This is a genomic window from Azospirillum sp. B510 (genome assembly GCF_000010725.1).
Lineage (GTDB): Bacteria > Pseudomonadota > Alphaproteobacteria > Azospirillales > Azospirillaceae > Azospirillum > Azospirillum lipoferum_B.
The window spans coordinates 593040-605000 of sequence record NC_013856.1 but is presented as its reverse complement, the minus strand read 5'-3'; the positions used below and the strand labels follow the sequence as shown (position 1 = coordinate 605000).

Below are 11961 nucleotides of genomic sequence, written 5' to 3'. Positions count from 1 at the left end.
TAATAGCTCACTGGTCTAGTTAAGCCGGCCTGCGCCGAAAATGTATCGGGGCTCAAGCCGTGTACCGAAGCTGCGGATGTATCGCAAGATACGTGGTAGCGGAGCGTTCCGTAAGCCTGCGAAGGGTGTCCGTGAGGCCGCCTGGAGGTATCGGAAGTGAGAATGCTGACATGAGTAGCGACAAACAGTGTGAGAAACACTGTCGCCGAAAGTCCAAGGGTTCCTGCGCAAGGTTAATCCACGCAGGGTGAGCCGGCCCCTAAGGCGAGGCCGAAAGGCGTAGTCGATGGGAACCACGTTAATATTCGTGGGCCTGGCGGAGGTGACGGATGGGAAAGCGTGTACGATCTTATCGGATTGATCGTGCTGTGGACCTGTTCCAGGAAACAGCCCCGCCATACAGACCGTACCCCAAACCGACACAGGTGGACTGGTAGAGTATACCCAGGCGCTTGAGAGAATGGTGTTGAAGGAACTCGGCAAATTGCCCTCGTAACTTCGGAAGAAGAGGGCCCCGTTTTGGCGCAAGCCAGGGCGGGGGGCACAGACCAGGGGGTAGCGACTGTTTACTAAAAACACAGGGCTCTGCGAAGCCACACAAGGCGACGTATAGGGTCTGACGCCTGCCCGGTGCCGGAAGGTTAAGAGGAGAGGTGCAAGCCTTGAATTGAAGCCCCGGTAAACGGCGGCCGTAACTATAACGGTCCTAAGGTAGCGAAATTCCTTGTCGGGTAAGTTCCGACCTGCACGAATGGCGTAACGACTTCCCCGCTGTCTCCAACACCAACTCAGCGAAATTGAACTCTCCGTGAAGATGCGGAGTTCCCGCGGTCAGACGGAAAGACCCCGTGCACCTTTACTACAGCTTTGCAGTGGTGCTAGGGACTTCATGTGTAGGATAGGTGGGAGGCTTGGAAGCCTGGGCGCCAGCCCGGGTGGAGCCAACCTTGAAATACCACCCTTGAAGTCTCTGGCATCTAACCGTGGCCCGTGATCCGGGTCCGGGACCCTGCATGGCGGGTAGTTTGACTGGGGCGGTCGCCTCCCAAAGTGTAACGGAGGCGCGCGATGGTGGGCTCAGAGCGGTCGGAAATCGCTCGTCGAGTGCAATGGCATAAGCCCGCCTGACTGCAAGACTGACAAGTCGAGCAGAGACGAAAGTCGGCCATAGTGATCCGGTGGCTCCACGTGGACGGGCCATCGCTCAACGGATAAAAGGTACGCCGGGGATAACAGGCTGATGACTCCCAAGAGTCCATATCGACGGAGTCGTTTGGCACCTCGATGTCGGCTCATCACATCCTGGGGCTGGAGCAGGTCCCAAGGGTTCGGCTGTTCGCCGATTAAAGTGGTACGTGAGCTGGGTTTAGAACGTCGTGAGACAGTTCGGTCCCTATCTGCCGTGGGTGTCGGAGTTTTGCGAGGATCTGTCCCTAGTACGAGAGGACCGGGATGGACATACCTCTGGTGCACCGGTTGTCACGCCAGTGGCATGGCCGGGTAGCTAAGTATGGACGGGATAACCGCTGAAAGCATCTAAGCGGGAAACCCACCTCTAAACCAGAGCTCCCTTGAGAGCCGTGACAGACCATCACGTCGATAGGAGGCATGTGGAAGGGCGGCGACGCCTGAAGCTAAGCCTTACTAATCGCTCGATCGGCTTGATCCCAACCCCACACAACCGCGCCATGCGCAGCAGCAAGCCTGCTTGACGCAAATCCGCCGGTTCGATACATCCTCGCCATCACTTGCACGTTCAAGCACATGTGTTTTTGGAATGAGTGTCGGTCTTGTGCCTCGGTGACCTGGTGGTCATGGCGAGGTGTCAAACACCCGATCCCATCCCGAACTCGGCCGTGAAAAGCCTCCGCGCCAATGGTACTGCGTCTTAAGACGTGGGAGAGTAGGTCGCCGCCAGGTCGCTCAGGCACAAGAGACAATCTCTCCAAAAACAAGCTGCTTGCTTCTTCAAACTCAAAACCGAAAGGCCCCGCACTCAATATGAGACGGGGCCTTTCGCTGTTGGCAGATCAGAAACGCGCCGGTAGGCGTTGCCTGTGTATGCATGCGGTGAGCTTGCTAGAGCTCGGAACGTGTCAACGACTGTGAGACAGCCCGAGTTATGAATTAGGCGTACGCATCCGGTGAGTGACGCGGGTGCGGATCGAATCGTTCAGCGTGCTGCTCGGTGGATTTGGATGAGTTCCTTAAGGCTTTCGACGCCATCTTCGGTCAGGGTGCGTATTTCGGCGAATTCGCCCAGGCGTTTCGGTTGAAAGCGCCCACCGTTTCGGCGAAAGCGCCCACCCGAATTGCAAGCTGGTGGGAGCCGGGGCCGAACCCTGGATTTACGTTATGAAGGTTGTGGGTTTGGTTGCCAAGCACCGGCCTTAGGTGTCGGGGGTTTCGCTGGCGGCATCGGCCTTGGTGCGGCGCATGGAGTCGCCATGCAGGTCGATGCGGTAGGCCCGATGCACGAGGCGGTCGAGGATGGCGTCGGCGTAGGTGGCATCGCCGATGAGCCGATGCCAGTTGGCCACGGGAACTTGGGTGGCCAGCATGGTTGCGGCCCGGTCGTGGCGGTCATCGATCACCTCCATCAGGTCCAGGCGCTGAGGCGCGGTCAGCTCGGTCATCGCCCAGTCATCCAGGATCAGCAGGTCGAGCCGGGCGATCCGTCGCAGCAGCCGGGCGAGCGAACCGTCCAGGCGGGCGGTGGCCAGATCGTCCAGCAGGCGGGTCAGCCGGGTGTAGAGTACGCTGTGGCCTTCCCGCGCCGCCTGGTTGCCGAGTGCACAGGCCAGCCAGGTCTTGCCGATCCCGGTCGGGCCGGTGATCAGAACCGGCCGGTTCTCCTTCACCCAGCGCCCGGTGGCCAGCTCGCGCACAACACCGCGATCGAGCCCACGCGGGGTGCGCAGGTCGAGGTCCTCCAGGCAGGCCGTCTGGCGCAGCCGGGCACGTTTCAGTCGGCTGGCGAGTGCGGTGTTGGCGCGCTCTGCCGCTTCCCGCTCGATCAGCGTGCCCAACTGCTCGTCGAAGGCCAGTTGGCCGCGATCGGGCAGGCGTTCCAGCGCCTCCAACCCCTTGGCCATGCCGTACAGCCGCAACTGGCGCAGCCGCTCGTGGTTGACGTGCTTCATCATCGTATCTCCGTCAGTGATAGTAGGAAGGGCCGCGCAGATTGGTGTGCTCGCCGGCACCGGCCGCGTCCGCCGTTGTGGCCGGGGGAGCGGTCAACCAGCGCTGGACGTAGCGGTAGGATCCGACGTTGGCCTCCAGCGCCGCCTGGCAGGCTTGCTCCAGCCGGCTGGTGCCGTGGGTGGCCGCCAAGCGGATCAGGCCGATCCCGGCCCGCACCGCCTGTTCGGGGTGATCGGCGCCGGCCAGGATGCGTTCGAACAGCAGCGCGGCGGCCGGGCCGATGGCGGCCAGTTCGGTCTGGATGGCATCGGGGGTGAAGCGGGCGACGGCCCGGTGGTTGGCGGGGCGATGGGCGTCCAGCGTCACGGTGGCGCCGTCCTGCCGGCGGACATGGCAGGCCATCCGCTTGCCGCGCAGGAAGACGCTGATCACGCCGGCGGTGCTGTGCACGTCGACCGTCTTGCCGATCAGCGTGTGGGGCACCGAGTAGACGCCGCCGTCGAGAGCGAGATGATAGTCGGGCGGGACCTTGTGGCGCGCCCAGGTGCCCGGCACGAAGCGGTCCGGCGGCAAGGGGCGCAGGGTCGGCTGCTCCTCGGCGGCGAACAGGCCGGCGCGCGTGTCCTGCGGCCGGCGGCTCAAGGGAGCGGCATTGAGGGTGGCCAGCTTGTCGCGCAAGGCCGCGTTGGCGGCGTCCAGCGTGGCGAAGGGCGTATCGCGCAGCGGGGCCAGCACCCGCCGCTCGACCTGCTGCACGCCGTTCTCGGCGCTGGGCTTGTCGCGCGGGCGCCGCACCCGGGCCGGCAGGACGGCGGTGCGGTAGTGCCGGGCGAGATCGTGATAAGCCGGGTTGATCGCCGGATCGTAGAAGGAGGCGTGGCTGACGCCGACCTTGAGGTTATCCGGCACCAGCTTGCCCGGCACGCCGCCCAGATGTTCGAACAGCCGGGCGTGGGAGGCCAGCCACTCCTCCGCCTGCTGGGTCCAGGTCGCCTCGGCATAGACGTAGCCCGAATACGGCAGGCAGGCGACAAACACCTGGGCCTGCCGCGCCTCAGCGCCGAGCCCGACGGTCAGCGTCATCCCAGCGTAATCAACCTCGATCGCCGCCCCCGGCCGATGTTCCCGGCGCAGACGCGGCTCGGCATGAGCACCCTGCCATGCCCGGAAATGCTGGACGAATTGGGTGTAGCGATAGCCGCCGGGATGGACCTCCAGGTATTCCTCCCACAGCAGCCGCAGCGTTACGCCACGGCGGCCGAGTTCCCGGCTGATGTGCCGCCAGTCGGGCACCGGGCGCGCCGACGTGACCGGAGGCGGGAACAGCCGCTCCTCCAGCTCGACGTCCGTCCAGCCCAGCACATCCGCGTACTGCAGCCCGGAGGCCCGTAGCCGCTCCAGGTAATCGCGCACGGTGCTGCGCGGCAGCCGGCAGGCATCGGCAATCTGCCGTTGGCTGGCGCCAAACTCATCCCGCAGACGAAGGACTTCTCTGATCCGCCGCATGTCCGACCTCGCTCGGGGCATCCCGATCCTCCTTGGCCTGTGCCGTGGAAAGATCATGGGGATGCCAAAGGCTGGTTCGGACCCCGATACCACCACTCCTACGGGTGGGCGAATTCACCGAAACGGCTGGGCGCTTTCACCGTTCTGCCCGGGCGCTTTCCGCCGTTCCCGCTGGGTGCTTTCCGCCGAAATATGCAAACCTGCATCGACATGGCGGAGTTCGCTGACGAACGTCAGGAGTTTCTGGGCGAATTCCTCACCTTAAAGGGCGGTCCGCCATCGCACGATACCTTCAGCCGGCTGTTTCGTCTCCTTGATCCCAAGCAGTTTCAGGCCTGTTTCCGCACCTTCATGGACCGCTTTGCCGAGACCTGCCAGGGCGTCATCGCCATCGACGGCAAGGCGCTGCGGCGCTCCTTCGATACGGCGAGTGCTAACCGGGATTATGCACCGGGGTTGGCGGGTGTAGCGCAAGCCGTTGAACAGGCATAGGATTTGGGTGCTGAAGCCAATCCCCTCCGTATCGGGAGCGCCCACCCGCCATGGTTGATCCTACGCTGCCGTTGCCCAGCTTGTCACCGGTTGCCGACAAGGCCGTCGTCGGGCGCTTCGATGGTGGCCGCCTGTCCTGCGATGGCGGACTTCTGGTGCTGCGCGAAGTGGAAAAGCGGCTGCGCGTGGCCGAGCGTCTGGCCGGCAGCATCGAGGACCCGCGCGATCCGGTGCGCACCACGCATTCCCTGGCCGATATCATCGGCTTCCGCCTGCTGGCCATCGCGGCGGGCTACGAGGACGGCAACGACGCTGACGATCTGCGCGCCGATCCGCTGTTCAAGCTGGCCCTGGACCGGTTGCCGTCGGAGCGCGACCTGTGCTCCCAATCTACCATCTCGCGGCTGGAGAACCTGCCCGACCCCCGCGCGCTGCTGCGCATGGGGCGGGCCATGGTCGATCTCTACTGCGCTTCGTTCCGTCAGGTGCCCAAGCGCATCGTGCTGGACGTGGACGACACCTTCGACACCGTGCACGGTGATCAGCAGTTGCGCCTGTTCAACGCTCATTATGACGAGTACGGCTTCCAGCCCATGGTCGTCTTCGACGGCGATGGGCGCTTCGTCACCGCCGTGCTGCGCCCGGCCAAGCGGCCCAAGGGTACAGAGATCCGGGCCTTCCTGCGCCGTCTGCTCCGCGCCATCCGGGCGAACTGGCCCAGGACCGAGATCCTGCTGCGCGCTGACGGCCACTACGCCTGCCCCGAGGTTCTGGACTGGTGTGAGGCCGAGGGCCTCGACTACATTCTGGGCCTGCCGACCAGCAGCACGCTGCGCCGTCACGTCACCACGCTGGAGGTCAGCACCGCTGCCCGCTTCCAGGCCATGCCGGGGACCGACAAGCTGCGTCGCTTCAAGGAATTCTACGACGGCGCCGGCACCTGGAGCCGGGTCCGCCGCATCGTCGCGCGGGTCGAGGCCGGCCCCCAGGGCACCGACACCCGTTTCATCGTCACCAATCTACGCCACGGGACCGGACGCGCTCTGTACGAGGGCGTGTACTGCGCCCGCGGCCAAGCCGAGAACCACATCAAGGCCTGGAAAGCCCACCTCGCGGCCGACCGCACCTCCTGCACGAAAGCGACCGCCAACCAGTTCCGCCTGTTCCTGCACGCCGGGGCCTACTGGCTGCTGTGGAGCCTGCGCTCGCTGATGCCCAAACGCTCCCGCTGGCGGGTCGCCCAGTTCGACACCCTGCGGCTGCGCATGGTGAAGATCGCCGCGCGCATCATCGAGAGGAAGACGCGCATCACGGTCCACCTGCCGAGTGCCGCGCCCGATCAGGCGATCGTTCATCTCGCCCTCGGCCGCCTGCCTCGGCTCATCTCCTGACCACAGGGGCAACTGCCCCAGCCGTCACTCCATCCCATCAACCACTAAACCCACACCCATCAAAACACCGCCATCAGCGCGGCGTCGACGGCGTGCACCTTCGCAACCTCCCGATGAACATCCCCATTCAGCGGCCAAATGACGATTCACCCAGGTGCATAAAGGCGGCTAGCCGGGAAAATTCATGAGGGTTGGCGGGTGTAGCGGCATCCGTTGAGCGGCCGTAGGATTTGGGTGCTGACGCCAACTCCTGCCGTTTCCGGAGCGCCCACCCGCCATGGTTGATCATACCCTGCCGCTGCCCGGCCTGTCACCCGTTGCTGGAAAGCCGGTGATCGGGCGCTTTGATGGCGGCCGCCTGTCCTCCGATGGCGGGCTGCTGGTGCTGCGGGAGGTGGCGAAGCGGCTGCGGATTGCCGATCGGCTGGCCGCCTGTATTGAGGACCCGCGCGATCCAACGCGCACCGTGCATTCGCTGGCCGACATCATCGGCTTTCGCCTGCTGGCCATCGCGGCGGGCTACGAGGACGGCAACGACGCCGGCAGCCTACGCTCCGACCCGCTGTTCAAGATGGCCCTGGAACGCCTGCCGTCCGAGCGTGACCTTTGCTCGCAAGCCACCATCTCGCGCCTGGAGAACCTGCCGGATACCCGCGCACTGCTGCGCATGGGCCGAGCCATGGTCGATCTCTACTGCGCGTCCTTTCGCCAGGTGCCCAAGCGCATCATGCTGGATGTAGACGACACCTTCGACACGGTGCATGGCGGTCAGCAGTTGCGCCTGTTCAACGCCCATTACGACGAGTACGGCTTCCAGCCCATCGTTGTCTTCGACGGCAACGGCCGCTTTGTCACCGCTGTGCTGCGCCCAGCCAAGCGGCCCAAGGGGACGGAGATCCGGACCTTCCTGCGTCGCCTGCTCCGCGCCATTCGGGCAAACTGGCCCAAGACCGAGATCCTGCTGCGCGCCGACGGCCATTACGCCTGCCCGGAGGTGCTGGACTGGTGCGAGGCGGAGGGGCTCGACTACGTGCTCGGTCTGCCGACCAGCAGCACACTGCGCCGTCACGTCACCACGCTGGAGGCCAGCACCGCGGCGCGCTTCCAGGCCATGCCCGGAGCCGACAAGGTGCGCCGCTTCAAGGAATTCTATGACGGGGCCAGCACCTGGAGCCGGGTCCGCCGCATCGTCGCGCGCGTCGAGGCAGGAGACCAGGGCACCGACAGCCGCTTCATCGTCACCAACCTACGCCACGGCACGGGTCGCTGGCTGTATGCCGGCCTGTATTGCGCGAGGGGACAGGCGGAAAATCATATAAAAGCCTGGAAATCCCACCTTGCCGCAGACCGGACCTCCTGCACCAAGGCGACGGCCAACCAGTTCCGCCTGTTCCTGCACGCCGGGGCGTACTGGCTGCTGTGGAGCCTGCGCTCGCTGATGCCGAAACGCTCCCGCTGGCGCACGGTGCAATTCGACACCTTGCGGCTGCGCTTGGTGAAGACCGCCGCGCGTATCGTGGAGATGAAGACGCAGATCAAGGTGCACCTGCCGACCAGCGCGCCTGATCAGGCGATCATCCACCTCGCCCTCGGCCGCATGCCCCGGCTCATCTGCTGAGCACCGGGGCAGCGTGCCCCAGCCGTCACCCAATCCCCTCCACCACCAACTCCGACACCGTCACGCCGCCGTCAGCGCGGCGGCCGACGACGCGCGCCCATACAGCCCAACGTTGATCATCTCAACGCGGCGACCAGACCGCTCGCCACCCTGGTGAATAAAGGCGGCTAAGTCGCTCCTGCACATGGTCAGCGCCTGGGGGTGCGAGCAGCGTCTGGTGCTCGCTCAGATCGCCACCGACGCCAAGTCCAACGAAATCACCGCCGTGCCCACGTTGTTGGAGATGCTGGCGCTCAAAGGGACCATCGTGACCGTCGACGCGCTCAACTGCCAGCGCGACATCGCCCAGAAAATCATCGATCGGAAGGGCGACTACGCCTTGGCGCTCAAAGGCAATCAGGGCACGCTCCATGCTGACGTGAGCCTGTTTCTCGACGATCCCGAGACCACGACCACCACCAGCCACACCACCGTTGATGGCGATCATGGCCGCATTGAGACCCGTACCAGCGTCGTCTCCACCGACATTACCTGGCTCCAGGCCCAGGGCGATTCAGAGAAGGTGGATGAAATTCGGGTGACGCGAGTCGTCGGTTGATTCACAAGGCTATCGGCAGGAACCGAGCCGGAGAGTCGGAGCGATGAGGGGTGGACCGCGGACGTTGTGGGAGGTTGTGGGAGCGATCCCGGATCGCCGGGGCCGGAAGGGGCGGCAGTACCCTCTGGCATCGGTTTTGATTTGGCGCTTTCGGCGATGCTGGCGGGGGCCAACGACCTGATGGCGATCTTTCGCTGGGGGCGACGGTTGCCGCCCGAGGCTCTTTACCTGCTGGGCCTGGAGCGGGCGCCGTGTCACGCCATGTACCACTATTTCTTCAAGGCTTTGGACGTTACGGCGGCCGAGGCGGTGTTGGGGGAATGGGCGCGCGGCTCCGGCCCGGTCGGACATGTGGCGCTCGACGGCAAGCGCCTGAAGGGCAGCGCGCCGGCCGGGCACGATGGCAGCGAAGGCGTGCATCTGCTGGCCGCCTTCGCCAGCCGGCTGGGGACGGTGATCGGCCAGTTGCGGGTGCCGCCCGAAGCCAACGAGATCACCGCCGCGCTGACGCTGCTCAAGAGCCTGCCGCTGGGCGGTGCGGTAATCACCGGGGATGCGGTGTTCTGTCAGCGCGCCATCTGCCAAGCCATCCGCGACGGCGGCGGCGATTATCTGTTCACCGTCAAAGCCAACCAACCGGCGCTGATGGCCGATCTCGCCGTCGCCTTCGGTGACGCTTTTCCCCCCGGAGCTGGTGGCGGCGTTCCAGGGCCAGCCCCCGCCTCCCGCCCTGGACGGGCCGCCGCCGGACCGTGAGGGCGCGCAGACCGTGGAGAAGGGGCACGGGCGCATCGAAACCCGCCGCATCACCGTCAGCCGCGAGGTCGTTCCCGCGCTCGACTGGCCCGGCGTGGCGCAGGTCTGCCGCATCGAGCGGACCCGCGAGGTCAAGGGCGCGATCTCGCACGAAACCGTCTACGTCATCACCAGCCTGGACCGCGACCACGCCTCGCCTGCGGCGCTGCTCGCGCTCGCCCGCGACCACTGGGGCATCGAGAACCGCCTGCACTGGAGGCGTGACGTCCTCTTGAGCGAAGACGCCAGCCGGGTGCGATCCGGCGCCGTGCCACAGGCCATGGCGATGCTGCGCAACACCATGCTGGGCATCGCCAATCTCTTCGGCGCCCCACTCCCCGCCGTCCGCATGGCATGCGCCGAAGATCGCTGTGCCACAATCGCAACCGTCAAAAACGGCTTTCTTTGAATGGCCCTGAAAGCGCGGGCTGGTGAACTGGCTGCCCTGATCGGTGTTGAAGATGTCCGGCCGGCCGTAGCGTGCCATGGCCTCCTCAACGGCCTCGATGCAGAACTCGACGTCCATGGTGTTCGACAGCCGCCAACTCACGACCTTGCGTGTCGCCCAGCCCATCACCGCCACCAAGTACAGAAAGCCGCGGCGCATGGGAATGTACGTGATGTCGCTACACCACACCTGGTCGGGGCGGTCGATGGTCAGGTCGCGCAGCAAGTACGGCCAGATCTTGTGTTCAGGGTGTGGCACTGTCGTCTTCGGGCGTTGGTAAATCGCCTGCAAGCCCATCCGCACCATCAGGCGGCGAACCCGCTTGCGGTTGACCTGATGGCCGTGCCGGCGCAGATGCCGGGTCATCTGCCGGCTGCCGTACCAGGGCGTTTCCAGGAACTGCTCGTCGATCAGCCGCATCAACTCCAGGTTCGCGGCCGGCTCGCCTTTGGCCGGTCCGTAGTAGCTGGACCGGCTGATCGAAACCAGCTCGCACTGTCGGGTGATCGACAGACGCGGATGATCCGCCTCCACCAGCTCCCGCCTCCGACCGATGCTCATCGACCGGAGGCCTTGCGCAAAAAATCCCGCTCCACGACCAACTGGCCGATCATGGCGTGCAGCTTCTCCACCTCGCCCTGATGGTTGGATTCAGCGGTTTCCGCCTTGCCGGAGAACACACCAGCCATCCCCTCCATCGCCTGCTTCTTCCAAGCGTTGATCAGCGTCTGGTGTACGCCGTGCTTGGCCACCAACTGCGACACCGTCAGCTCGCCCCGGATCGCCTCCAGCGCCACCTTCGCCTTGAACTCTGCCGAATACCGCTTCCGTTTCCCCGTCATCGGGTCCGTCCTTCCTCATGGGCGAACCAAGCTTATCCGACTGTCCGGGAAACGGGGACCAGCTCACTGTCAGCAACGCGACTCAAACGCGCAGAGTGGCTAGGGCCTGTTGACATTCGCGTTGAGAAGGGGCTTCCTGTGGTCACAGAAATTTGATTCAAGGCTACCAAAAGGGAGGTGGCCTTGGATCGGATTGTATTGCGAGATGATCAGTGGGAGCGGATAGCGCCGCTTCTTCCCGGCAAAGTGGGTGACCCTGGCCGCTCGGCAGCGGACAATCGCCTGTTTTTGGAGGCGGTCCTGTGGATCGTCCGCGTTGGAGCGCCCTGGCGGGACTTGCCCGCAGCGTTCGGCAATTGGAACTCGGTGTTCCAGCGCTATCGCCGATGGGCCAAGGCCGGTGTCTTCGACGAGGTCTTCGCCGCTTTATCGAGCGACGCGGACTTCGAGTACGCGATCATTGATGGCACGATTGTCCGGGTGCATCAGCACGGTACCGGCGCAAGGGGGGGACTCAGGCTCAGGCCATCGGTCGCTCTCGTGGCGGGCTGACGACCAAGATCCTGGCCGTCGTCGATGCGTTGGGGAACCTTGGGCGCTTCATCCTGCTGCCGGGCCAGCGACATGACAGCGTCGGCGTCGAACCGGTGCTGGACGGCATCGAATTCTCCGCCTTGCTGGCTGACAAAGCCTTCGACAGCAACGCCATCCGTATCTTGATCGCCGAGCGAGGCGCGGTCGCCGTCATTCCGTCCAAGGCCAACCGATCTCCCCCGATTCCCCACGACGCCGAGATGTACAAATGGCGCCATCTGGTCGAGAACTTCTTCTGCAAAATCAAAGAATTCCGACGCATCGCCACACGATACGACAAAACTGATACAAGCTTCGCCGCTGCCATTAACCTCGTCGCTACCGTCTTGGTAACACGATGAATGTCAACAGGCCCTAGGTTACTGACATGAGCAATCCTCCTATATTTATTTCCATAATACTTCTTATGTGTTTTTTATGTGGGCGCAAAGCTGAACTGTCAGTCCAGCGCAACATAGACATGTCGGCCTCCTGTCGGAAGAGCCGGAGCATCCGGCTGGACGGGCACCCAAGGGTTTTCACATCCCGAAGAG

6 protein-coding genes, 2 rRNA genes and 3 pseudogenes (1 of these 11 cut by a window edge) are annotated in these 11961 nt (G+C 64.3%); 8 read left to right on the top strand and 3 right to left on the bottom strand.

Going from position 1 to position 11961, the window contains the following annotated elements:
• Together AZL_RS24055 and rrf are read left to right on the top strand one after the other, a co-directional pair.
• Positions 1-1669: ribosomal RNA gene (locus AZL_RS24055) — 23S ribosomal RNA — on the top strand (it extends 1075 nt beyond the left edge of the window).
• 135 nt (positions 1670-1804) lie between these two features.
• A 5S ribosomal RNA gene (gene rrf, locus AZL_RS24050) occupies positions 1805-1920 on the top strand.
• A gap of 470 nt (positions 1921-2390) precedes the next feature.
• On the opposite strand, the gene istB is transcribed toward rrf, so the two are convergent.
• A complete protein-coding gene (gene istB / locus AZL_RS24045) occupies positions 2391-3146 on the bottom strand; it encodes an IS21-like element ISAzs2 family helper ATPase IstB (RefSeq protein ID WP_012972684.1) in 756 nt (251 codons plus the stop codon).
• A 10-nt stretch (positions 3147-3156) separates the two neighbouring features.
• Positions 3157-4671, bottom strand: a complete 1515-nt coding sequence (gene istA, locus AZL_RS24040) for an IS21-like element ISAzs2 family transposase (RefSeq protein WP_012973785.1) — start codon at positions 4669-4671, stop codon at positions 3157-3159.
• A 174-nt stretch (positions 4672-4845) separates the two neighbouring features.
• Between istA and AZL_RS24035 the strand changes: the two are divergent.
• The 5 genes and pseudogenes from AZL_RS24035 to AZL_RS34715 all read left to right on the top strand — a co-directional run.
• Positions 4846-5085 (top strand): annotated as a pseudogene (locus tag AZL_RS24035) (ISAs1 family transposase); the annotation flags it as partial.
• Positions 5086-5192: 107 nt separating this feature from the next.
• Entirely contained in the window at positions 5193-6533 is a 1341-nt protein-coding gene (locus tag AZL_RS24030; RefSeq protein ID WP_012977037.1) for an IS1380-like element ISAzs25 family transposase, read from the top strand.
• 277 nt (positions 6534-6810) lie between these two features.
• Positions 6811-8151 (top strand): IS1380-like element ISAzs3 family transposase, encoded by a 1341-nt coding sequence (locus tag AZL_RS24025; RefSeq protein WP_012977036.1) that lies wholly within the window; start codon positions 6811-6813, stop codon positions 8149-8151.
• 163 nt (positions 8152-8314) lie between these two features.
• A pseudogene (locus tag AZL_RS24020) lies at positions 8315-8695 on the top strand (ISAs1 family transposase); the annotation flags it as partial.
• 120 nt (positions 8696-8815) lie between these two features.
• A protein-coding gene (locus AZL_RS34715) for an ISAs1-like element ISAzs22 family transposase (RefSeq protein WP_076611334.1) occupies positions 8816-9953 on the top strand; the annotation gives its coding sequence in 2 pieces (ribosomal slippage) (positions 8816-9427 and positions 9429-9953; 1137 coding nt in all).
• Between the two features lie 3 nt (positions 9954-9956).
• Here AZL_RS34715 and AZL_RS34710 read toward each other — a convergent pair.
• A pseudogene (locus AZL_RS34710) lies at positions 9957-10834 on the bottom strand (IS3 family transposase); the annotation flags it as partial.
• Between the two features lie 177 nt (positions 10835-11011).
• Between AZL_RS34710 and AZL_RS34705 the strand changes: the two are divergent.
• Positions 11012-11769, top strand: a protein-coding gene (locus AZL_RS34705) for an IS5-like element ISAzs9 family transposase (RefSeq protein WP_148219189.1) whose coding sequence is annotated in 2 segments (ribosomal slippage) — positions 11012-11339 and positions 11339-11769 — 759 coding nt in all. Because the reading frame shifts where the segments join, the coding sequence is not laid out codon by codon here.
• Positions 11770-11961: the final 192 nt, after the last annotated feature.